The sequence below is a fragment of the Variovorax paradoxus genome (assembly GCF_030815975.1).
Taxonomy (GTDB): domain Bacteria; phylum Pseudomonadota; class Gammaproteobacteria; order Burkholderiales; family Burkholderiaceae_C; genus Variovorax; species Variovorax paradoxus_N.
The window spans coordinates 357,634-378,662 of record NZ_JAUSXL010000001.1; the positions used below are offsets into that span (position 1 = coordinate 357,634).

The 21,029-nt window shown below is 66.6% G+C and carries 20 protein-coding genes and 1 pseudogene; 6 read left to right on the forward strand and 15 right to left on the reverse strand.

Annotation, left to right across the window (positions count from 1 at the left end):
* Positions 1-7 precede the first annotated feature (7 nt).
* From QFZ47_RS01650 to QFZ47_RS01665, 4 genes are all read right to left on the reverse strand, one after another.
* Positions 8-1,171: an ATP-binding protein gene (locus QFZ47_RS01650; RefSeq protein ID WP_307653961.1), complete on the reverse strand. Its 1,164-nt coding sequence runs from the start codon at positions 1,169-1,171 to the stop codon at positions 8-10.
* Positions 1,172-1,295: 124 nt separating this feature from the next.
* Positions 1,296-1,580, reverse strand: a complete 285-nt coding sequence (locus QFZ47_RS01655) for a hypothetical protein (protein ID WP_307653962.1) — start codon at positions 1,578-1,580, stop codon at positions 1,296-1,298.
* 130 nt (positions 1,581-1,710) lie between these two features.
* Complete coding sequence (locus QFZ47_RS01660) at positions 1,711-3,051, reverse strand: type II toxin-antitoxin system HipA family toxin (protein WP_307653963.1); 1,341 nt, start codon at positions 3,049-3,051, stop codon at positions 1,711-1,713.
* A 2-nt stretch (positions 3,052-3,053) separates the two neighbouring features.
* A complete protein-coding gene (locus QFZ47_RS01665) occupies positions 3,054-3,359 on the reverse strand; it encodes a helix-turn-helix domain-containing protein (protein WP_307653964.1) in 306 nt (101 codons plus the stop codon).
* A gap of 382 nt (positions 3,360-3,741) precedes the next feature.
* Here QFZ47_RS01665 and QFZ47_RS01670 point away from each other — a divergent pair, with 382 nt between their 5' ends.
* The 3 genes from QFZ47_RS01670 to QFZ47_RS01680 all read left to right on the forward strand — a co-directional run bounded on the left by QFZ47_RS01670 (position 3,742) and on the right by QFZ47_RS01680 (position 8,708).
* Positions 3,742-7,089, forward strand: a complete 3,348-nt coding sequence (locus QFZ47_RS01670) for a bifunctional diguanylate cyclase/phosphodiesterase (RefSeq protein ID WP_307653965.1) — start codon at positions 3,742-3,744, stop codon at positions 7,087-7,089.
* Positions 7,090-7,161: 72 nt separating this feature from the next.
* Positions 7,162-7,782, forward strand: coding sequence for a glycine-rich domain-containing protein (locus QFZ47_RS01675; RefSeq protein ID WP_307653966.1), 621 nt, complete (start codon positions 7,162-7,164; stop codon positions 7,780-7,782).
* A gap of 128 nt (positions 7,783-7,910) precedes the next feature.
* Positions 7,911-8,708, forward strand: a complete 798-nt coding sequence (locus tag QFZ47_RS01680) for a DUF899 domain-containing protein (RefSeq protein WP_307653967.1) — start codon at positions 7,911-7,913, stop codon at positions 8,706-8,708.
* A 34-nt stretch (positions 8,709-8,742) separates the two neighbouring features.
* Here the strand turns inward: QFZ47_RS01680 and QFZ47_RS01685 are convergent, their stop codons facing one another.
* The 4 genes from QFZ47_RS01685 to QFZ47_RS01700 all read right to left on the reverse strand — a co-directional run bounded on the left by QFZ47_RS01685 (position 8,743) and on the right by QFZ47_RS01700 (position 11,484).
* Positions 8,743-9,351 carry a trimeric intracellular cation channel family protein gene (locus QFZ47_RS01685; protein WP_307653968.1) on the reverse strand — a complete coding sequence of 203 codons (609 nt, stop codon included), beginning with the start codon at positions 9,349-9,351 and terminating at the stop codon, positions 8,743-8,745.
* A gap of 12 nt (positions 9,352-9,363) precedes the next feature.
* Positions 9,364-10,008: an FMN-binding negative transcriptional regulator gene (locus QFZ47_RS01690; protein ID WP_307653969.1), complete on the reverse strand. Its 645-nt coding sequence runs from the start codon at positions 10,006-10,008 to the stop codon at positions 9,364-9,366.
* A 70-nt stretch (positions 10,009-10,078) separates the two neighbouring features.
* Positions 10,079-10,567, reverse strand: a complete 489-nt coding sequence (locus QFZ47_RS01695) for a GNAT family N-acetyltransferase (protein ID WP_307653970.1) — start codon at positions 10,565-10,567, stop codon at positions 10,079-10,081.
* Positions 10,568-10,587: 20 nt separating this feature from the next.
* Positions 10,588-11,484 (reverse strand): LysR family transcriptional regulator, encoded by an 897-nt coding sequence (locus tag QFZ47_RS01700; protein ID WP_307653971.1) that lies wholly within the window; start codon positions 11,482-11,484, stop codon positions 10,588-10,590.
* Positions 11,485-11,599: 115 nt separating this feature from the next.
* On the opposite strand from QFZ47_RS01700, the gene QFZ47_RS01705 reads away from it, so the two are divergent.
* Positions 11,600-12,481 (forward strand): aldo/keto reductase family oxidoreductase, encoded by an 882-nt coding sequence (locus QFZ47_RS01705; protein ID WP_307653972.1) that lies wholly within the window; start codon positions 11,600-11,602, stop codon positions 12,479-12,481.
* A 36-nt stretch (positions 12,482-12,517) separates the two neighbouring features.
* Here QFZ47_RS01705 and QFZ47_RS01710 read toward each other — a convergent pair whose 3' ends face one another.
* On the reverse strand, positions 12,518-12,988 hold the full coding sequence (locus QFZ47_RS01710) for an AAC(3)-I family aminoglycoside N-acetyltransferase (RefSeq protein WP_307653973.1): 471 nt from the start codon (positions 12,986-12,988) through the stop codon (positions 12,518-12,520).
* Between the two features lie 9 nt (positions 12,989-12,997).
* Positions 12,998-14,944 (reverse strand): sensor histidine kinase, encoded by a 1,947-nt coding sequence (locus tag QFZ47_RS01715; protein WP_307653974.1) that lies wholly within the window; start codon positions 14,942-14,944, stop codon positions 12,998-13,000.
* A 12-nt stretch (positions 14,945-14,956) separates the two neighbouring features.
* On the opposite strand from QFZ47_RS01715, the pseudogene QFZ47_RS01720 reads away from it, so the two are divergent.
* Positions 14,957-15,031, forward strand: a pseudogene (locus tag QFZ47_RS01720) (hypothetical protein); the annotation flags it as partial.
* 147 nt (positions 15,032-15,178) lie between these two features.
* Here the strand turns inward: QFZ47_RS01720 and QFZ47_RS01725 are convergent.
* The 5 genes from QFZ47_RS01725 to QFZ47_RS01745 form a co-directional block, all read right to left on the reverse strand.
* Complete coding sequence (locus QFZ47_RS01725) at positions 15,179-16,207, reverse strand: RNA methyltransferase (RefSeq protein ID WP_307653975.1); 1,029 nt, start codon at positions 16,205-16,207, stop codon at positions 15,179-15,181.
* Positions 16,208-16,246: 39 nt separating this feature from the next.
* On the reverse strand, positions 16,247-16,693 hold the full coding sequence (locus tag QFZ47_RS01730; protein WP_307653976.1) for a hypothetical protein: 447 nt from the start codon (positions 16,691-16,693) through the stop codon (positions 16,247-16,249).
* Positions 16,694-16,747: 54 nt separating this feature from the next.
* Positions 16,748-17,155 carry a GreA/GreB family elongation factor gene (locus QFZ47_RS01735; protein WP_307653977.1) on the reverse strand — a complete coding sequence of 136 codons (408 nt, stop codon included), beginning with the start codon at positions 17,153-17,155 and terminating at the stop codon, positions 16,748-16,750.
* Positions 17,156-17,477: 322 nt separating this feature from the next.
* A complete protein-coding gene (locus QFZ47_RS01740; protein ID WP_307653978.1) occupies positions 17,478-18,998 on the reverse strand; it encodes a tripartite tricarboxylate transporter permease in 1,521 nt (506 codons plus the stop codon).
* A 10-nt stretch (positions 18,999-19,008) separates the two neighbouring features.
* Complete coding sequence (locus QFZ47_RS01745; RefSeq protein ID WP_370880553.1) at positions 19,009-19,431, reverse strand: tripartite tricarboxylate transporter TctB family protein; 423 nt, start codon at positions 19,429-19,431, stop codon at positions 19,009-19,011.
* A gap of 315 nt (positions 19,432-19,746) precedes the next feature.
* Here QFZ47_RS01745 and QFZ47_RS01750 point away from each other — a divergent pair, with 315 nt between their 5' ends.
* A complete protein-coding gene (locus QFZ47_RS01750) occupies positions 19,747-21,015 on the forward strand; it encodes an MFS transporter (RefSeq protein ID WP_307653980.1) in 1,269 nt (422 codons plus the stop codon).
* Positions 21,016-21,029: the final 14 nt, after the last annotated feature.

The window sequence follows — 21,029 nt, forward strand, 5'->3', positions numbered from 1 at the left end:
CACGCGTTCAGGGTGCCGGTGGATGTTGCAGGCGCTGCCAGCCGATCACGGGCCAGTCGCTTCTCGACTGGTCGGCGTCACCGCCATAGACGACGCTGCCGCCTTCCAGCGCATCGGGGAATGACGCTGCAAAACTGCGAAGGCCGCGAAAGTAATCGGCGTTCACTGTCGCGCCGGCCTTGATCTCGACGGCGCGGAGCTTTCTGCCGTCGGGTATCAACAAGTCCACTTCGTTGCCGGTCGCATCCCGGAAAAAGTACATCTCCCCCGACTCGCCTTGATTGAATCGCGTCTTGAGGGCTTCCATGATCACCAGGTTTTCAAACAGGCTGCCAAAGAGCGGGTCTCGCGCGACCTGGTCGGCGCTGCGCAAGCCCAACAGCCAGCAGGCCAGGCCGACGTCGTAGAAGTACAGTTTCGGACTTTTGACGAGGCGCTTCGACGTGTTGGTGAACCAGGGCGGCAGCACATGCACGATGTAGCTGGTCTGGAGCAGGTCCAACCAGGCCCGGGCAGTGGCATGCGACACGCCGGCATCGTTGCCCAGACTCGTGAGGTTCACGAGCTGACCGACCCTTCCGGCGCACAGGCGGACAAAGCGTTCGAATCGCTGCAAGTCATGAACGGCCGTCAGCTGCCGCAGGTCGCGTTCCACGTAGGTGGCGAAATAGTCTCCGAGAGCTCGCGATGGGTCGAGCCCCCGATCGTGGATGCGCGGATAGAAGCCCGTGAGCAACGTCTGCGCCAGCGGCGGGATGGGGTGCAGTCGAGCCACCTCGGGAAGCGAGAAGGGCAACAGGCGAAGCACGGCCGTACGGCCTGCCAGCGACTGGCTCACCTGCGACATGAGTTCGAACTGCTGGCTTCCCGTCAGAACGAAACGCCCGGGGGTTGGATCGGCGTCTACCATTGCCTGAAGGTAAGAGGGGATCTGCGGCGCGCGCTGAATCTCGTCAATGATGGCGCCGGTCTCGAGGCCCTTCAGGAAACCACGTGGATCTTCTTCTGCGAAGCGCCGCGTGTCGGGATCCTCCAGCGTGACGTATGGCTTGTCGGGGAACAGGCTCCGACACAGTGTGGTTTTGCCACTCTGGCGGGGCCCGGTCAGGGTGATCACAGGGTACTGGCGGGCCAGTTGCGCGGCGAGCGGCGCGACGTCGCGAGGAATCATGAGATGCGATTCTATGCATATTGTGCAAGTTGAAGATTTAATCTTGCATTTGCAGATCCTTGCCAGTCTTCTGGACGAGGTGCGGCCGCTGCGAAAGCGCTGCGCCAGCGGCAAGCGCTCGTGCTCAGCGCCGATACGGATTGTGGGGGCGGCGGTCGTAGCGGTCGGGCACGCCGTCGCGGTCGCTGTCGCGGCGCGCATGGCGGTAGTCGGCGCGGCGGCCATGACGATAGTCGGCATGGTGGTCGTAGCCGTGTGGTATCACGTGGCGGGGCGGGGGCGGCGGAACAACAACCACGTGCGGGCGATAGCCGTGGTCTCCGTGGTGTGGCTGCGCTTGCGCAGGAGCGCTCAGAGTGGCCAGAGAGAGCAGGGCGGCCGCAGCCAATGCGAGGGACAACTTCTTCATTGCAACTCCTTCGAGTCGTCGTATTCAGGAGTTCCCATGCTGAGCGCGCAATGTGAAGGGCCGGTAAGGCTGCGGCGAATTTCCGATGAGCTTTTACGGGTGTTTCAGCATGCGCCGGCGCAACGCCTCCCTAGACAGGCGGCATCCCCTTCAGCGCCCTCGCGGAGCGGGCGAGCCCTTCAAGAATCCTGCCCGACACCGCGGCCGGAAAGCGCGCAGGCAGGCGCGCGCCGATGCGGTCGATCACCCCCGGCGTTGCCGAGAGCACGCGCTGGATGAGCTCCTCCGCGTCCGGCCCGTAGTGGCACTTCTGTGCCATGGCATTGAAATGGCGCCGCTGGATGGTCTTGAACTGGTAGTGCTTGCTCTTGCCGATCAGGGCCATGGCCAGTTTGGCCTCGTGCTTGGAGAACTGGTTCGGCCCGTTGCCCTCCACGGGCCAGATGGACATCACGTCGTAGACGGGTGTCAGCCTGTAGCGGCCCATCGGCAACCATGCGATGCTGAAGTTCTTCGCATGACCGTCGGGCGCGCCAAACATCCAGAAGAGCAGCTGCACGGTGATGAGCGTGGCCAGGTCCTGCTGGGCATCGACCGAGCTTCGAAGCACCCCCGCCAGGTCGACCATGCCGGGGCCACCGTCGGCCTCGTACTTCAGGTGCGATGGCTTGCCCAGGGCCTGGCAGAAGTCTTCCTGTGGCAGGCGCAGCCACCAGTTGCCCGACGAGTGCAACCTGCGATCGAAGCGCTCGACGGCCAGCACCTTCTGCGAGCCGAAGCGCAGGATGGCCGTGCGGGGCACGGGTATGCCGTACTCCTGCAGGATGTTCAGGCAGAGCCATTCGTTTTCCACCGAGGTGCGAAAGTCGGCCTTGCGGTGGCCGACCAGGCCCAGCGGCAACTTCAGGATATGCGTGGTGGGCGTCGAGCCGTGCGGGCGGAACCATTGGCCCTCGTGCCACAGCAGCGCGGTCTTCTCCTGGGCGCCGGCCAGGCAGATGCGCAACTCGTCTTCGGGTGCAGATTGCGCAGCGAACCTGCCGGGGTCGACGGTCTGCTGCAGCAGCTTCTCGACGTCGTCCTCGCTCATCGCCTCGCCCTCGATGCGATCGACACCCGCCGGGCCATCGTCCTCGCCCAGCAGCTGGATGGCGCCCACGCAATCGCGGCCGATGGCCTGCAGGAGGTCGAAGGGCTGCGTCGTGCGCGTCCTGAAGCGGCTCGCGATGCGCTCGCGAATAGGCTGACTGTCGGGCAGCAGGTTGTCGAAGTAGTTCTGGACGACCGGGCCCTTGTGGGTGAAGCCGCCGACCAGCGGCAAGGAGAGCGACAGCGGACGCCCTGTCGGCGAGCCGACCCAGGCGTCGTCGTAGCGCAACTCGTCCGCCCCGCGCGCAGGAATGCGCCAGATGCCGACGCGCTCGCCGTTGGCCCAGATGGAAAGCGCCGGCATGTTCGATGCTCGTGCCATGCTCACCACTCCGAAGCGGGCGGCTCGTTGGCGACATGCCTTGGGCTCGGGTGGTCGGCATCTGGTGCTTGCGCATTCGAGCGCTTCACCGGATTCTTCGAGCCGACCAGCATCTCGAGGCCCAGCACGCCGAAGATGGCCAGCAGTTGCTCCAGGCTCACCGAGCCGGGGTTGAGCTCCATGTGGGACATGCGGCTCTGGCTGATGCCGAGACGCTCGGCCAGCTTGACCTGAGAGATGCCTGCTTCCTTGCGGGCCGCCTTGAGGAGCACGCCGAGCTGCGATGGAACCGAGAGGACTTGCTGCATGGGAATACCAACGAAGTGGGTAGTCGGAATTCTACCTATATGATGGGTATTCGTCAAAATACCCATGAAACAGGTAAACCAATCAATACCCATAGCATGGGTATGTTGTCCTGCGCGAAGTACTGGCGCACGGCCGCGCGCGCAACATCGTTTCCGGTCCTTTGCAGCAGGAGCCGTATGCCTCTCTTGCCCGAATGCAAGGTGCTACTGCGCTCAAATTAAGACTTAAGCATTCGAATTCGGAGCAAATCGTTCGCGCGTGCCCGTCTCCTGCCGAAACAATTGCGTGACGCTCTCACCCCGGCCGTATACATTGGGCCTACGACACAACCTGTTGCGTTCTCTGCCGTGCCGCACTGCTGCGTTCAGAGTCAACCGGCCTGTGCCGACGACAGGATCACATCCAATGTCATTGTCAGTCTGGGCCAGGATCCGCTTGCCACTGGTGATTTTCGCGCTTGGCACGGCGCTGTCGATCGCCCTCAGCGTCTCCGCCCGCCAGGAGATCGGGCGCAGTGCCGAAGTGCGCTTCGACGCAACCGCCCTCGACCTGGCACGCAAGGTCGAGGCCCGCTTCGATGACTACATTGCGGTCCTGATCGGCCTGCGTGCGCGGTTCAACACCTCCGAGACCGTGACGCGCAGCGACTTCAGGGACTACGTCGCCGGACTGAACCTGGCGAGCGCCTATCCTGGCTTTCAGGCCGTCACCTATGCGCCCCGCATTGCGTCCAACGACAAGCGGGCCTTCGAGGAGCAGGTCCGCGGCGACGCCAGCCTCGACACCGGCGTGGCTTCCAGCTTCGCCATCAAGCCGCCCGGTGAGCGCGACACATACTATCCGCTGGTCTACATCGAACCGCAGGCCGGCAACGAGAGGCTGCTCGGCAATGACCTGGGCGCGATGCCCGACAGGGGAGACGCACTCGAGCAGGGGCGCGACACCGGCGGGCTCGTCACGTCCGGCCGCAAGGTCCGCATCGCGGGCCGCGAGGCCGACATCGGACTGGCGATGCGGCTGCCGGTCTACCGCCCCAGGCAACCGCTCGATACGCTCGAGCAGCGGCGCAGTGCCTACATCGGTTCGGTGGGCTCGGGCTTCAGCGTCGCAGGAATGCTGAGCGACGTGGTGGGTGCCGATGCAGCGAGGACGCTCCGGTTGCGCCTGGTCGACGCCGGGCCGAGTCGGGGGGCGATCGGGACGCGCGTCGAGACCCGGTTCGTGGCGCGGACCTCGTTCGGCGAACGGCAACTGCTGTTCGACAGCGCGGCCCTGGTGAAGCCCTTGGCTGCGCCGGCGCACAGCCTCGAGCGCATGCTCGGCTTCGAGCTGGGCGGCCACTCCTGGCTTGTGGAGATCGGCCAGGACGAGAAGCAGGTCTTCGGCCCGCTCGACAAGGTCATCCCGTGGTTCATCGTGCTCGGCGGCCTGGCCACCAGCCTGCTGCTTGCCGGCATCGTCTTTTCGTTGACCACCGCGCGCAGCCGAGCCCAGGTGCTGGCGAACCAGATGACCCGCCACCTGCGCACCAGCGAACGGCAGTTGGAGGAGGCCCAGCACCTGGCAAGCCTGGGCAGCTGGATCCTCGATCCGGAAACCGGCGCCCTGCAATGCTCCGAAGAAGCCCGGCGCATCCTGGGCTTCGAGGCGGGCTCCTTGCAGCCCGGCCTGCCCGCGCTGCTCTCGCGCGTCCCGGCCGGCGAACGCCCCGCGGTCCAACAGCAGATCGCACTGGCCTCCCAGTCCATGGAGCGGCGCGAATTCGAGCATCGCCTGTGCCTGCCCGATGGCACCGAACGCTGGCTCCACGTCATCGCACAGGCGGGCGAAGAGGGCGGAAGGACCATGGTGCGCGGCACCGTGCGCGACGCCACGCGGCCGCGCAAGGATGCATTGCGCCAGGGGCTGGAATACAGGATCGCGCGGCTGCTCGCCGGCGATGGAAGGGCCGAGACGGTGATCACGCAAGCGCTGGAAGCCGTATGCACCGACCTGCGCTGGGACTGCGGCACTTTATGGAGCGTCGGCGAAGACGGCGTGGTTCGCTGCGTCGCCGCCTGGCATGCCGAGAGCGTCTCCCCGGCGGTGCGGCAATTCGTCGGTGACAGCCGGACGCTCGAATACCGGCCTGACGAAGGCTCGCTCGGCCGCGCGTGGAAAACCGACGGCGTCGTGCAGATCAACGTGCTGGCGGCTCCGAGCCATTTCGCGCGCGATGCGATGGCCCGCCAGGCGGGGCTGGCCATCGGCCTCGTCGTGCCGATGGTTGCCGCCGATGCGACCACGGCGCTGGAGCTCTTTGGCTCCCATCCGTACGCTGTCGATGCCCAGACGCTGGAGTCGCTGCGTGTGATCGCCTTGCAGATCGCCCAGTACAAGCAACGCAAGCTGGCGGAGCGGAGTCTTCGTTTCATGGCCAGCCACGACGAGCTGACCGGGTTGTTCAACCGCGCCGCGCTGCAACACGAGCTTGCGCGCGCCATCAAGCGCAGCAACCGCCACCAGAAGCAGTTCGCGGTGATATTCGTCGACCTGGACCGCTTCAAGCAAATCAACGACACGCTGGGCCACGGTGTGGGCGACGAGATGATCAAGATCTGCGGCGAGCGCCTCACGGCGCTGCTGCGCGAAGCCGATGTCGTGGCGCGTTTCGGTGGCGATGAGTTCGTGCTGCTGCTGGAGAACCTGTCCGGCGCGAACGACGCCGCAATGCTCGCCGAAAAAGTGCTGGCCTGTTGCGCCGAGCCTTTCTTCATCGCGGGGCGCGAACTGAATGTCAGCGCCAGCGTCGGCGTGAGCATCTACCCGGACAACGGCGGCGACGCCGAAGCCCTCCTGAAGAACGCCGACACGGCGATGTACCGGGCCAAGGAAAGAGGCCGCAACACCTACCGGTTCTACGCGGCGAAGATGAATGCGCAGAGCACCGAACAGCTGATGCTCGAAAGCGCGCTGCGCCATGCCCTGGAGCGTGGCGAACTGGAAATGCACTACCAGCCGAAGATGAATCTGCAGACCGACCGCATCGTCGGTGTCGAGGCGCTGATGCGCTGGCGCCATCCGGTCCTGGGCATGATTCCGCCGGTGCAGTTCATTCCGATCGCCGAAGAGATCGGCTTGATCGTGTCGCTGGGCAAGTGGTCGCTGGAGATGGCTTGCGCCGATTCGCGCGCATGGCAGAAAGCCGGTCTGCCGAAGGTGTTGGTGAGCGTCAATCTGTCGCCGCGCCAATTCGAAAGCCGCACGCTCGTCGCTGACATACGGGCCGTCCTGGAAGCCTCGGGCCTGGAGCCGTCGCTGCTGGAGCTGGAGATCACCGAAGGCGCGGTGATGGCGAACCCCGAGCATGCGGCGGAATTGCTGCGGATGATTCGGGAGATGGGCGTCGGACTCGCCATCGACGATTTCGGAACGGGCTATTCCTCGCTCTCCTACCTGAAGCACTTCCCGCTGTCGACGGTCAAGATCGACCGTTCCTTCATCAACGACCTTTCGCAAGACGCCGACGCACGGGCGCTCATCGACGGCATCATCACCCTGGCCCACGGGTTGCGAATGAAGGTGGTGGCCGAGGGCATCGAGACCACTGCCCAGCTCGACTACCTGCGCAGCCGCGGTTGCGACGAAGCGCAGGGCTATTGGCTGTGCAAGCCCGTGCCTGCCGACGAGGCGCGCAAATTCATGGCGCAACACCTGCGCAACCAGTTTGCTCCATCGGTGGTGGCCTGACGGCTGAACCTCTGAAGCAATCGTCACCGGGCACGTTCGCTCGGACCTTCCGGCAACTTCACAGGAGCATTCATGATTCATTCCACCCAAGGCAGGATACTGGAGCAGACGATCGCCGCGATCGAGGGGCTCGACCTCACGCCGATCAAGTTCAAGGCCTGCCGGAAAGAGGATGGCTACGGCTGGTCGGCCGGCTACGCGGACCGGATGGAGGTGGCCTACAAGCGCTACTTGATGCTGCATGCGAAGCACCCCGACCTGACGCTCGCTCCCGAGCAGGACGTCGACCGCTTCTGGCACATGCACATCCTCGACACGAGAAAGTACGCAGCCGATTGCGAGACCACCTTCGGCTATTTCCTGCACCATTTTCCGTACCTCGGCCTGCGCGGCGAGGACGACGCCAAGGCGCTGCAGGCGGCCTTCCTGGAGATGCAGCGCCTGTCCGCCGAGGAGTTCGGCGAGCCGACGCCCGCGCCGCATCGCGAGCTGAAGGATGCGCCCGCATGGTGCTCGCTGGAGGCAGGCAAACCGGCAGCGGCGTGGTGCTCGCTGGAGGCAGGCAAGCCGGCGGCGGCATGGTGCTCGCTGGAGGCGGGTGCTGGGCCCGGTAGGGTTCCCACGGCAGCGTTCTTGGTGAAGTCCGGTGCATCCGGGCTGGCCGCTTCGCGCGCAGGTTCGGGTTTGGCGTGAACGGCTGAAGGATGGGGCGGGGAACGAGGCGGTGGCTCCATCGCAATCCCGCCACACTTGTTACTCCCGCTCTGCGATTTCCGGCGCCAGACTTGTCTCTCCCGATCGCTCAACCAGGAGATTCAGCCATGACGACTTCCATCGAGAACGGACAGAAGGGCGGCCAGCCCGCCATGCACACGCCACCGGTCGTGTCCCCTCAGGCATGGGAGGCCGCCCGCGAGCAACTGCTCGTGAAGGAAAAGGCCCAGACCCGCGCCCGCGACGCACTGGCCGCCGAGCGCCGGCGCATGCCGTGGATGGCCGTGGAAAAAAACTACGCCTTCGAAGGCCCCGCCGGCAAGGCCAGCCTGCCCGAGCTGTTCGACGGCCGGCGCCAGCTGATCGTCTACCGCGCCTTCTTCGAGCCGGGCGTGTTCGGCTGGCCCGACCACGCCTGCCGCGGCTGCTCCATGGTGGCCGACCAGGTCGCCCACGTTGCCCACCTGAACGCCCGCGACACCACCCTTGTCTTCGTCTCGCGTGCGCCCCAGGCGGACATTGCGCGGCTGAAGGCGCGCATGGGCTGGGAGATCCCGTGGTTCACGCTCACCGACAGCTTCGATGCCGACTTCGGCGTCGACGAGTGGCACGGCACCAACGTGTTCCACCGCGACGACAGCGACCGCGTGTTCCGCACCTACTTCCTCAACAACCGCGGCGACGAGCAGATGGGCAACACCTGGAACTATCTCGACATCACGCCGCTGGGCCGGCAGGAGGTGTGGGAAGACTCGCCCGAGGGCTATCCCCAGACGCCCACCTACAAGTGGTGGAACTGGCACGACAACTACGCCGAAGAGGCCGCGCCCGACAAGAAGTGGGTCGAGATTTCCACCGCCGGCGAGGCGGCATTCCGCGAGCAGAGCCTGAAGGCGAAGCGATGAGCCGGGGCGGGCGGCTTCGCCGAGCGGCGGACGCTCACGCCGAAAGCCGCAGCACCGGCAGGTGCCAGTCCCCGTAGATCCCGCCCAGCCGGAGCGCCACGATCAGCAGCAAGCCCGCCTGAAAGGCCCAGCGGCGCGGTGCTCCGGCGGCCTGCAGGAGCAGGTACGCCGCAATGCCCGCGATGGCGGCGGAACCGTAGATGCCGCTGCTCAGCAGCAGCGGAATGCGGTCAGTGAAGACGTCGCGCAACAGGCCGCCAGCGGCGCCGGTCATGGTGCCGATCAGTATCACCATGAGCGCCGGCAGGCGTCGCTCTTCGGCCACCTGCGCGCCGGTCATCGCAAAGAGTGCCAGGCCCAGTGCATCGGCCAATGCCAGCGCGTGCCCGGGCAGCGGGAGGAAATGCACCCAGGCGATGGCGGCCGCGGTCGCCGCCAGGATCGTGTACACGTAGCGCACTTCGCGAATCCAGAACACCGGGTGGCGGTCGAGCAGCAGGTCGCGCAGCGTGCCGCCGCCCACGGCCGTGACGGAGGCGATCACCACCACGCCCAGCCAGTCGAGACCCGCGCGGCCCGCCGCCAACACGCCGCTGATGGCGAACACCGCGATGCCGGCGAGATCGAGCAGGTACAACAGCATGTGGCAATCCCGTCAGCGCAGCGGTTGGATGGCGCGCTCGACAAGGCAAGCCATGGCCGCGGCGTTCTCGCTCCCTTCGGCGGCAAGCCCGCTCACGGTGCCCAACCTGTCTTGCAGTGCTTCGTCCTGGCTCGCCTTGAGCTTGCCGACCAGGCGTTCGATCGGAATCTCGATGCCCACCACGGCATGCAGGAGCTTGTCGATGAAATCAGCTGGCGCGTCCGTCATCCGCCAAGGCCTTGGCTTCGAGGACTCATGCGCAGCCGTGAGCCGCGCCAGCATGTCGCGCAGCCAGTGTTCGTCGTCGATGGCTCGCGCTGCCCCGTGTGCATGTGCGACGGCGTAGTTCCAGGTCGGCACGACCTTTCCGTGCTCTTGCTTGCCCGGATACCAGCCAGGCGTGATGTACGACTGAGGGCCCTGGAACATGACCACCGAGTGCCCTGAAGCGGGCAGTTGCTTCCACACAGGATTGGCACGCGACACATGGCCCATCAGTGTTCCGAAGGGGCCGCGCGACCTGTCGAGCAGAAAAGGCACATGGTTGGCGACCAGTCCTTCGGTGCCGGGTACGACCCATGCGCCGAGCGGGTAGGCCTCGATCAGTGCCTGGGCTTCGCCGGGCTCGGGCAGTGCGTGGTGCTTTGATACGTACACAAAAACTTCAGGGAGTCAGTTGAAACATGGCGCTGCTCTGGGAGGAAATTTCCTCGCCCGTTTGCTGCAGCTATTGTGTCGTCTTGAGCTCGTATCGCGCGAACGAGACGGTGCCCTTCTGGATGATGCTGTGCAGCGCGAAGCCGAAGTGCTCATAGAGATTTCGCAGTCCAGGCCGATCCGCGACGCAGTCCAGGCGAAGGTATGGCAGGCCGAGAGCCCGTGCGCGTGCTCGGGCAAACGACAGCAGCTCGGTCGACACGCCCTTCTTCGCCCAAGCCCGGCGTACGGCCAGCTTGTGAACGAAGGCCGAGGTGCCGGGCGCGATCTCGGGCCAGAAGAAGGGATCCTCCAGCTCGAATTTCATCACGCCGGCCAACTGCTCGCCTTCGCGTGCGACATAGAAAAGCCCGGAACTCGTGTCACGCAGAACGCGCTCGCGGCCGATCTCCGCACCTGACCACAGTGCTCTGCCGCCATCGGAGAGCCATTGCGCGGCTTCCTGCAGGACGGAGGCAATCTCGTGCGCATCCGAGGCGCGTGCTTGCTCGATATTCATGGATGGTGAATGCATCGTCCTTACGTGCCCTGAATGAAATCCACGAACGCCCGCAGCGGCGCCGGCAGCAGCCGGCGGCCGGGGTAGTAGAGAAATGGACCGGAGAACCGCAGCCACCAGGGCTCGAGGATCGGCTCGAGCGCGCCGCTTTCGAAGTGGGGCCGCAGCCAGTCCTCGAACAGGTAGACCACGCCGGCACCGGCGATCGCCGCATCGACCGTGAGATCGGCCGCTGCGCCGATCCGCACGATCAGCTGCCCCGTCACGTCGATGCGCAAGGTTTCGCCGTCGCGTTCGAACTCCCACGGCGGCATCGACCCGCTGGCAAAGCGCCCGCGCAGGCAGGCGTGGCCGAGCAGCTCGCGCGGATGCTGCGGGCGGCCATGGCGATCGAGATACGCCGGGGCGGCCGCGACCGCGAAGCGCTGCAGGCGCGGGCCGATCGGCACCGCCACCATGTCCTGTTCGAGCCTTTCGTCATAACGGATGCCGGCATCGCAGCCGGCCGCCAGCACATCGACAAAATCGTCCTCGGCAATCACCTCGAGCGAGATGTCGGGGTAGGCCGCAAGAAAGCGCGGCACGATCGACGGCAGCACCAGCCGCGCGGCGCTGATCGGCACGTTGAGCTTGAGCGTGCCGGCCGGCCGGTCGCGAAAGCCGTTCACCACGTCGAGCGCGGCTTCGACCTCGCTGAGCGCGGGCCTCAGCCGCTCGAGCAGGCGCTGTCCCGCTTCGGTCGGCCGCACGCTGCGCGTCGTGCGGTGAAGCAGCCGCACGCCGAGCTGGGCCTCCAGCCGGCGCACTGCCTCGCTCAGGCCCGATGCGCTGGTGCCGCTCAGGCGTGCGCCGTCGCGGAAGCCCTTGGCTCCCGCCACCGCCACGAAGGCGTTCAGATCCCCGAGGTCGACGTTCATTGTTTGGAATTCCGCACAGCCTGTGCCGATTATGGTGGGTTATCAAGCAGCGAAGAGCTGCCTAGACTGGGCTTCACGACCCCGCTCCATCACTCCAGCGCTTGAGGAAACACACATGTCCAGCACGCAGACCCACCGCACCTACACCCTCGGCGACCGTACCGTCCATCGGCTCGGCTACGGCGCCATGCAGCTCGCCGGCCCCGGCGTGTTCGGCCCGCCCAAGGACCGCGAGGCCGCCGTGGCGGTGCTGCGCGAAGCGGTTGCCAGCGGCGTCGATCACATCGACACCAGCGACTTCTACGGCCCGCACGTCACCAACCAGATCATCCGCGAGGCGCTCGCGCCTTATCCGAAGGACCTCGTCATCGTCACCAAGGTCGGCGCGCGGCGCACCGACACCGGCGCCTGGCTGCCGGCGTTCTCGCCCGAGGAGCTCGCGCAGGCGGTGCACGACAACCTGCGCAACCTCGGCCTGGACGTGCTGGAGGTCGTGAACCTGCGGCTCATGTTCGACGTGCACGGCCCGGCCGAGGGATCGATCGAGGCGCCGCTCGCGGCGCTGGCCGACCTGCAGCGCCAGGGCCTCGTGCGCCATGTCGGCCTGAGCAACGCGACGCCGGCCCAGGTTGCCGAAGGCCGCCGCATCTGCCGCATCGCCTGTGTGCAGAACCAGTACAACCTCGTGCATCGCAGCGACGACACGCTGATCGACGAGCTGGCGCGCGACGGCATTCCCTACGTTCCGTTCTTTCCCCTTGGCGGCTTCAGTCCGCTGCAGTCGTCCGGGCTCTCCGACGTGGCGCAGCGCCTGGGCGCCACGCCGATGCAGGTGGCGCTGGCCTGGCTGCTGCGCCGCTCGCCCAACATCCTGCTGATTCCCGGCACCTCGTCGGTCGGGCACCTGCGCGAGAACCTCGCGGCGGGAGAGCTGGAGCTGCCGGCCGATGCGATGGCAGCGCTGGACCGCGTGGCGGCGGCTTCCGCTGCCGGGTGAGGACACACCGCAGGCGCGGTTCGGCGCCCGCTGGCCTCAGGCCGCCCGCATCGGCGGCACCGGAATGTCGAAATGCAGCACGTCTTCGCGCGCCCCGAGCTTGGCGTACAGCGCGATGGCCGGCGCATCGGGAGGATCGGCCTGCACGAAGATCACATAGGCTCCGCGTTCCGTGCCGATGCGCTGGAGCTCGCGGATCAATGCGGTCGCCACGCCTTTGCGGCGGTGCGCCGCGGCAACCGCCAGGTCGTAGATGTAGATCTCGCTGCGCTCCTGCTCGAACTTCTTCAGCTCGTAGGCCGCGAGGCCGCCGGTGACCTGCGATTCCTCGCGCGCCGCCAGCGCAATGAAATAGTCGCTGTCGAGCAGCTGCCGAAGGTAGGCAGGCCGGGGCCGGCTGGTGCCATAGGTATCCGGGTCGCCGAAGGCTTCACCGAAAACGCCGAGCAGTGCATTCATCAGCGGCTCGTCCCCGGCCGAGAGCTGCTGGACTGTGTAGCTGGACATGGCGCAATGCTAGCAACGAAGAAGCGGCAGCCAAAGCGTGAAGCGCGTCCCGCTGCTGCCGGACTCCCAGCGCACGGTGCCGCCGATGGTCAGTGCGCGCCGATGCTGGTTGCGCAGCCCGCGGCCGCTTTGGCGCAGGGCCTCCTCCACGGCGAACCCCGCGCCGTTGTCCTCGATCACCACGCACACGCCCTGGCCGTCGGTCGCGGTGCTGAAGCGGATCATGGTGGCCCGCGTGTGGCGCAGCACATTGGCCACGCACTCCTGCATGATGCGCAGGATGTGCAGCGCGCTGCCCGGGTCCAGCCAGGGCAGCGCAGGCACCGACTGCACTTCCCAGCGCAGCGCGAGGCCGGCGCTCTCGATGCGCGGCGCCAGGCGAAAGCGCAGGGTGGCCAGCAGCAGCAGCAGATCGGCGTCCACGCTCTCCATGGAATCGATGGCCAGCTTCAGTTCGTCCATGCAGCCCTTGAGCACGCCGGAGATCTCGGTGTCGGTCATGGCGCCTTGCTCCACCGACCGGATGGCGCTGATCAGCGACGAACCGAGCCCGTCGTGCATGTCCTGCATCAGGCGCCGGCGCTCGGCGCCGAGCATCTGCTCGTTCTCGATCACGCGCAGCCGCTGGTAGCTTTGCTCCAGCTCGGCCTCGCGCGCTTGCAGCCGCTGGGCCAGGCCCTTGTTCAGCCGGGCCACCTCGGCGAAAGCGCCCGTGTAGCGCTGGAACATGATGTACGAGAAGACGAAGAACAGGCTGATGATGGCGTAGGGAGAGGTGTACACGCTCTCGGGGCTCACCAGGTTGTTCTGCAGCAGCCCGTCGTAGGAGGTGAAGGCCAGTGCCAGCACGGCCCAGCCCGCCACCAGGCGCCCCTCGGGGAATTTGGAGCGCAGCGCCTTGCGCAGATTCACCGCGAAGATCAGCATCGCAATGGGCAGCACTGCCAGGTTGAGCAGCGGCGTGAGCAGGTAGAGACTGGGCACCGCCGCGGACGCATGGGGCAGCGTCGCGATGCTCGACGCCAGTGCCAGGCCCACCGACAAACGGGTCAGCCAGGGCGAGGGCTGCTGATGCAGGCGCTGCAGGAACAGGTGGATGAAGATGATCAGCCAGAGCAGCGAAGCCACGGTGATCCATTCGAACCACTCGTCCGACATCAGCAGGTGGTCGCCGGTCACGAAGTAGTGCAGCGTGCGCAGGAAGGCGGCCGCCGAGATGGCAAAGAACAGCAGGTAGAGCGATTCGCGCCGCTTGCCCAGCCACACCGCGAACGCGAAGGCGCCCACTGCGAGGAACGCGGCGCTGCCCATGAACGGCAGCAGCACCTGCAGCAATTGGCGGCCCTGGTAGCGCCAGCGCAGCGAATTCTGGTCGCCCACCCACACCGTCGAAAACCCGCTTCCGCTGCTGCGCAGGCGGTCGACGCGAATCAGCACGGTCGAAGGTGAAGGCGTGTTGGCCGCCGCGTTCAGCGGCAGCAGCAGCGGATGGTTGTAGCCGTTGTGCACCGCGCTGCCTTGCGACTGGTAGAGCAGCACGCCATCGCTGTACACCGCGATGCGGCCCAGGGTCTTCCAGCGCGGAAAGTACAGGAAAAGCGGCTGCCGCGGCGATGGCACGCGCCCGGCCAGGTCGATGCGGTACCAATCGGTGACCGTGTGCACGCCGCCCGCGGATGTGGGCACCAGTTCTCGTCCGGCCGTATGCGGGAGGCTGACCGCTTGCCACCCGTCACTTGGTAGCCCGGCATCCTCGATGCGCCGCGGCGGGGCGGAATAGCCCGTACCTGGAATGGACAGCAGTTCGGCCCGCGTGATGTGGACCGTGCCGCCCTGCTGCGGCGCCGGATCCGCTGGCGGTGCCTCGGTGGCGTTCGCACAAGGCAGCAGGGCCAAGGGCAGGGCGAGCCACAGCGTTGCGGTCCACCGGCCAAGGGCAACGCGGGATGGTTTCATCAGGACACAATTATGTCTTCGACAAAGTTTTCCATTAAATGGACCTCCGACGGCAAGCCTGACGGCCTCGCGGTCGACGACCAGGGTTGCCTGTGGGTTGCCCTGTGGGACGCCTGGCGCTGGTCACGATGGCGCAGACCCGCGAGATCGACCCCGATGCCCGCGAGCTCGGCCCGCACGGCCACAACGTGATGGTCGAGGCACCCGCTCGGGTCTGGGACTGGGTGGCCTCGTTCACCTGAGCGGGCGAATCGGCACCACCCTTGCTTCGGCCGCGCGCGCCCTCAGCTGGCCGCAGCCGCCATCGACATCCTGGCCGGCCGAATGGCGCAGCTTCGTCAGGATGCCGCGCTGGTGCAGCGTGCGCGCCATCTGTTCGCAGCGCTCCAGCGATGGGCGGCTGAACGCCACGCCATCCACGGCGTTGAAAGGAATCATGTTCAGCACGCCGAACTTGCCGGAGAGCAGCCGCGCGATGCCTTCGATCTCGTCCGGCCCGTCGTTGACGCCTTCCAGCAGCGTCCACTGGTACTGGATCGGGTAGCCGCTGGCCCGGGCATAGCGCTCGCCTTCGCCGACCAGTTCTTCCGGCGTCATGTTCGGCGCGCGTGGCAGGAGCCTTCTGCGCAGGTCCGCCCTAGTCGTGTGCAGCGAGAGCGCCAGCGCAGGCTTCACGCGCTGCTGGTGCAGCCTCTCGAACGCGCGCGGATCGCCCACCGTGGAGAACACCAGGTTCTTGTGGCCGATGTTGCCCACCGTGCCGAGCAGGTCGATCGCCTCCATCACGTTGTCCAGGTTGTGGGCCGGCTCGCCCATGCCCATGAACACCACCTTGCGCACCGGCCGGCGCGTGCGCGCGAGGGCGACCTGGGCAATGATCTCGGCGCTGCCCACCTGGCGCAGCAGTCCGTCCCGTCCCGTCATGCAGAACTGGCATCCCACCGCGCACCCCACCTGCGACGAGACGCACAGGCCGTCCCGCGGCAGCAGCACGCTCTCTACCGTCTGGCCGTCCGCCAGCGCGACGAGCAGCCGCTCGGAGCCATCGGCGCCGGGATGCACCGCGTGGATGCGCGCCAGGCCCGCGAGCTCGGCCTCGATCGATGGCAGGGCTTCCAGCAGCGACGACGGAAAGAAGCTTTGAGGCAGGCGCCTGCCGCTGTTGCGCGGCAGCGCATGCGACCACAGCCGCAGGATCCGCTGCTCGTGGCTCGGGCCGGCACCGGCTTCCCGCAGGCGCCGTTTCAGTTCGTGGATTCGCATGGGTTGGTCAACTCGGTGCCGCCTCGTCCCGGTCGTGTCTCAGTCGCATTTTTGAAAGCGCCTGCATTCGGCGGCGGTCTGGATGGATGTCAATGCGTTCTCGCCGTCGATGTGCCTTGCCGTGAACCTGACCCACGAACCTTCGGCGATGCCGGCCAGGAGCGCTCGGTCTCTCACCCTGAAGGCCTGGACCGTGAAAGGAATCTTGGCCCTTGGCAGCAGCTTCAATCGAACATACAGCTTGCCGTCGGCTTCTTCCTTGACGGAGGTGAAGCGCGCGTACGTGGTCACCGGCGCCGCTTCGGCCTTGGCTTCCGCAGGCGCCGGTCCGGCCGGCTGGGCAGCCGCCTCGGCCACTGTGGCAAGGCTCAGCGCAATCAGGAGAGCGAGGCGCAGCATGTTCGCGAAGGAAGTGAAGCAGCCCGCGACAAGCCTGTCGTTCGGTTCGGCCTGGGGCACCGGGACAATGTATGCGGAGATCGCCATGGCCCGATGATATTCATCCGCCGTGCGCGCGGGCCGCGCTGCGCGTGCGGCCGCCTACGTGGTGTAGTCGCCGCTCGCCTCGGGCTGAAAGAGAATCGCCGCGACTTGCGCCTCGCAGGTTTCGCCCGTCGGCGCCTGCCATATTGCGGTGTCGCCGGCCTTCAGGCCGAGCAGGCTGTTTCCCACCGGCGACAGCACGGAGATGAGGCCGGCCCCGGGCCTGGCCTCTCCGGGATAGCTGAGGGTCAGCGTCTGGCGCCGATGCGTGTGCACATCGACGATCTCGACGCGCGAGCACATCGTCACGACGTTGCCGGGCACGTCCCGCGAGCGGGTCACTTCGGCCGAATCCAGGAGGTCCGCGAGGCTGGGCGGCAGGTTGAGCCTGGGCAGCTTGCTCAGGCGGGCGAAGTCAAGGTCGGTGAGCGTGCGCTCGCCGTGGATTGTTGTTGCTGCATGCATAGACGCACTCCATTCGTGCGGACCTGTCGATGGACGGTGGCCGCGGCCGCGCGGAACTGGTGCCCGGCGGTGAATGGTTGCGCTGAAGAAGAAGGAAGAAGGAGGCGACCGCCGGGCCTAGGGGTGTGCGGGCGGTTGCCTGCGACCCGCCTTCAAGGCCACGCGTGCGCGCGCGCACGCCGCTGCGGCGAGCAGCGCCGCCGCAACAACGGCGTGGGTGAAGACGGCAAGGGTAGTCAACATCGCACCCAGTCTATTCAACATGCCAGGCCCGGGCAAGCAATGCCCTCAGGGTTCTTGCCGGATTGCCGCGCTTTCGCTATTACTCCTGCGGCTCCAGTGTCATGGGCGGCGCAATGGCGATCTTCTTTCGTGCCTGCAGCACGAAGGAGACCACCTGCCACACGATGAAGACGCCGACGAGACCCAGCAAGGTGCCGCTGATGGGGCGCGACACGAAGGTGCCGAAGCTTCCCCGGCTCAGCAGCATCGCGCGGCGGAAGTTCTCCTCGAGCATCGGCCCGAGGATGAAGCCGAGCATGAGCGGCGCGGCGTCGAGCTCGAGCCGCATGAACATGTAGCCCATGAAGCCGAAGGCGGCGGTGATGAACACGTCGTCCAGGTTGTTGTTGACGCTGTAGGTGCCGATGCAGCAGAAGAACAGGATCGACGGGAACAGCACGCTGTACGGAATCTTGAACACCGAGAGCCAATAGCGCACCAGCGGCACGTTCAGCACCAGCAGGAACACGTTGCCGATCCACATGCTGGCCACCAGGCCCCAGAACAGCTCCGGGTGGCTGGCGATCATGTTCGGCCCGGGCTGGATGCCCTTGATGATGAAGGCCGCCAGCATCAGCGCCATCACGGCGTTCTCGGGAATGCCGATGCTCATCAGCGGGATGAAGCTCGTGCGCGCCGCCGCTTCGTCGGCTGCGGCCTGGCCGGCCACGCCTTCGATGCAGCCGGTGCCGATCTCGTGCTTGTACTTGCTGACCTTCTTGTCGAGCGCATAGGCCGCGAACTGCGCGATGGTGGGGCCGCCGCCGGGCAGGATGCCCAGGAACGATCCGACCACGCTGCCGCGCAGCGCGCTGGGGATGATCCGCTTGAACTCGGCCCAGGTCGGAATGAGGTGAATCTTGCCGTTGAAGGGCGAGCGTTCCTCGCGGGAGTCGAGGTTCTTCGTGATCTCGGCAATGCCGAAGCAGCCGAGCGCGATGCTCACGATGCCCACGCCGTCGGTCAGGAAAGGCATGTCCATCGTGAAGCGCGCCATGCCGCTGTTCACGTCGGTGCCGATGGTTCCGAGCAGCACGCCGATCATGCACATTGCCAGGCCGTTCAGCAGGCTGCCGGTGGTGACGAAGCTCACGCACACGAAGCCCACCAGCATCATCGCGACGTAGTCTGCCGGGCCGAACAGGAAGGCGACCTCGCCCAGCACGGGCGCAAGAAACGACAGCACCAGGATCGAGACCGTGCCGCCGATGAAGCTGGAGAAGCCGGCCGTGAACAGCGCCAGGCCGGTCTGCCCCTTGAGTGTCATCGCGTAGCCGTCGATGCAGGCCACGATGCTGCTCGCATGCGGGATCTTCATCGTGATCGCGCTCACGCTGTCGCCGTACTGCGCACCGTAGTAGATGCCGGCCAGCATGATCAGCGCACCGGTGGTGGGAATGGAGTAGGTCAGCGGCAGCAGCAGGCTGATGGTGGCCAGCGGGCCGAGGCCCGGCAGCAGGCCCACCAGTGTTCCCACGGTGCAGCCGATGGCGCAGTACATCAGGTTGTGCCAGGTCAGCGCGTGCGAGAAACCGAACGCCAGGTTGTTGAGGACTTCCATGGTCGTGGCCTCAGAACAGCGGCAGGTTGAGGCCGAGGAGCTTCTGCAGCGCCAGCGCCATGGCGACGAGGCCGGCCGAGATCTTGAGGTTGCGCACCCAGGAGTTCGAGCTGCCGGCAAAGGCCGAGCAGAACACCATGAAGACGATGCCCGCGATCATGTTCAGGTACATCGAGATCAGCGCAAAGCCGCACAGGCTCGTGAGAATGAGCGCGATGTTCTTGAAGTGCAGGTCCAGCCGTACCGGTTCCACGAAGAACGAGCGCACGACCGTCGACACGCCGATCAGCAGCAGCAGGCCGCTCACCATGGCGGGGAAAAGACCGGCGCCGGCGCGGCTCAGGTCTCCGATGGGGTAGCGAAGCGCCGTAAGGCCGAAGGCCAGCGCGATTGCCATGAGGAAGAGTCCCCTGACAAGATTTCTGTTTCTCATAAGTTCCCGATGTATGGGTTGGTCAACGCATCCGGCGCCGGTGAATGCGGCCCGGGCTTGCTTGTCTCCATCCGGATGGAACTCCGGACGGTCGAATGGTCTTGCGCCGAGCTGATCGCAATCTGACGAGAAGCTGAGGGGAACTACGTACCGCGATGGGCTCTGCTAGCATGCCCTCGCCGGGAAAACAGCCTCCCGGCCTGCACAACCAGACGGTGTCCCGTCCAAGCGCTGGCAACCCGTGATGGAGCCATCCGTGGACACCGCCCTGCCTGATACACCGACACCGCCCGCACACGCCGTGGAGTCCCGTCCATGAGCGCGGCGCCATCACCATCGCCTTCGCCGCGCACGGGACTTGCGCGCCTGCTGCCCGCAGGCGTCAGCGCCGATGCACTGCCCCTGCTCGCTGCCCGGGGGCTGCGCGCCTTCGGCGACGGCTACATGGCGGTGCTGCTGCCGGCCTACCTGCTGTCGATCGGGCTGGGTACGCTGGAAGTCGGCATCGTCAGCACGGCGACCATGCTGGGCTCGGCGCTTGCCACGCTCGCGGTGGGCGCGTGGGGATACCGCTTCGCGGGCGGGCGGCTGCTGCGCGGCGCCGCCTTGCTGATGGCCGCCACCGGGCTGGGCTTTGCGGGCCTGTCCTCGTTCTGGCCGCTGCTGGTGGTCGCGCTGGTCGGCACGCTCAATCCGAGTTCAGGCGACGTCAGCGTGTTTCTTCCGCTCGAACACGCGCGCCTTGCGGCGGCGGCGCAAGGCCATGCCCGCACGTCGCTGTTTGCGCGCTACAGCCTCCTGGGCGCCTTGTGCGCGGCCATGGGTGCACTGGCGGCCGCCGTGCCGGACTGGCTGGTTCGGCACAGCCACTTCGCGCGGCCCGACGCGCTGCGCGGCATGTTCGCGGTCTACGCCGCGATCGGGCTCGCCGTCTTCTGGCTCTACCGGAGCCTGCCCGACCACGCCGGCACCCACGACGCGGGCAGCGCGCCCGTGGCATCGGCGCCTCTCGGGCCCTCGCGCCGCGTCGTGGTGCGGTTGGCGGCGCTCTTCAGTGTCGATGCCTTTGCCGGCGGTCTGATGGTCAACGCGCTGATGTCGCTGTGGCTGCTGGAGCGCTTCGGCTTCTCGCTGACCCAGGCCGGCGTGTTCTTCTTCTGGACCGGCCTGCTCGGCGCGGCGTCGCAGCTTGCCGCTCCCGTGGTGGCCCGGCGCATCGGCCTGCTCAACACCATGGTCTTCACGCACCTGCCCGCCAATGTCTGCCTGGTGCTGGCCGCGTTGGCACCCAGTCTGCCGATCGCGCTTGGCCTGCTGATGGTTCGCAGCGCGCTGTCGTCGATGGACGTGCCCACGCGCACGGCCTACGTGATGGCGGTCGTGACGCCGCCCGAACGCAGCGCCGCGGCGAGCTTCACTGCCGTGCCGCGCAGCCTGGCCGCGGCCATCAGCCCGACGATCAGCGGCGCGCTGTTCGCGGCCGGATGGATCTCGCTGCCGCTCATCGCCTGCGGGCTGCTCAAGATCGGCTACGACCTCGCGCTCTGGCGCGCCATGCGGCGGGACCGGCTCGACGCGGAGTGAAAGCCGGCATTGCC

Bases quoted from the DNA above. Each gene is read 5' to 3' on its own strand.
- QFZ47_RS01650 (WP_307653961.1), bottom strand. From the start codon at position 1,171: ATGATTCCTCGCGACGTCGCGCCGCTCGCCGCGCAACTGGCCCGCCAG.
- QFZ47_RS01655 (WP_307653962.1), bottom strand. From the start codon at position 1,580: ATGAAGAAGTTGTCCCTCGCATTGGCTGCGGCCGCCCTGCTCTCTCTG.
- QFZ47_RS01660 (WP_307653963.1), bottom strand. From the start codon at position 3,051: ATGGCACGAGCATCGAACATGCCGGCGCTTTCCATCTGGGCCAACGGC.
- QFZ47_RS01665 (WP_307653964.1), bottom strand. From the start codon at position 3,359: ATGCAGCAAGTCCTCTCGGTTCCATCGCAGCTCGGCGTGCTCCTCAAG.
- QFZ47_RS01675 (WP_307653966.1), top strand. From the start codon at position 7,162: ATGATTCATTCCACCCAAGGCAGGATACTGGAGCAGACGATCGCCGCG.
- QFZ47_RS01680 (WP_307653967.1), top strand. From the start codon at position 7,911: ATGACGACTTCCATCGAGAACGGACAGAAGGGCGGCCAGCCCGCCATG.
- QFZ47_RS01685 (WP_307653968.1), bottom strand. From the start codon at position 9,351: ATGCTGTTGTACCTGCTCGATCTCGCCGGCATCGCGGTGTTCGCCATC.
- QFZ47_RS01695 (WP_307653970.1), bottom strand. From the start codon at position 10,567: ATGAATATCGAGCAAGCACGCGCCTCGGATGCGCACGAGATTGCCTCC.
- QFZ47_RS01700 (WP_307653971.1), bottom strand. From the start codon at position 11,484: ATGAACGTCGACCTCGGGGATCTGAACGCCTTCGTGGCGGTGGCGGGA.
- QFZ47_RS01705 (WP_307653972.1), top strand. From the start codon at position 11,600: ATGTCCAGCACGCAGACCCACCGCACCTACACCCTCGGCGACCGTACC.
- QFZ47_RS01710 (WP_307653973.1), bottom strand. From the start codon at position 12,988: ATGTCCAGCTACACAGTCCAGCAGCTCTCGGCCGGGGACGAGCCGCTG.
- QFZ47_RS01715 (WP_307653974.1), bottom strand. From the start codon at position 14,944: ATGAAACCATCCCGCGTTGCCCTTGGCCGGTGGACCGCAACGCTGTGG.
- QFZ47_RS01725 (WP_307653975.1), bottom strand. From the start codon at position 16,207: ATGCGAATCCACGAACTGAAACGGCGCCTGCGGGAAGCCGGTGCCGGC.
- QFZ47_RS01730 (WP_307653976.1), bottom strand. From the start codon at position 16,693: ATGGCGATCTCCGCATACATTGTCCCGGTGCCCCAGGCCGAACCGAAC.
- QFZ47_RS01735 (WP_307653977.1), bottom strand. From the start codon at position 17,155: ATGCATGCAGCAACAACAATCCACGGCGAGCGCACGCTCACCGACCTT.
- QFZ47_RS01740 (WP_307653978.1), bottom strand. From the start codon at position 18,998: ATGGAAGTCCTCAACAACCTGGCGTTCGGTTTCTCGCACGCGCTGACC.
- QFZ47_RS01745 (WP_370880553.1), bottom strand. From the start codon at position 19,431: ATGAGAAACAGAAATCTTGTCAGGGGACTCTTCCTCATGGCAATCGCG.
- QFZ47_RS01750 (WP_307653980.1), top strand. From the start codon at position 19,747: ATGAGCGCGGCGCCATCACCATCGCCTTCGCCGCGCACGGGACTTGCG.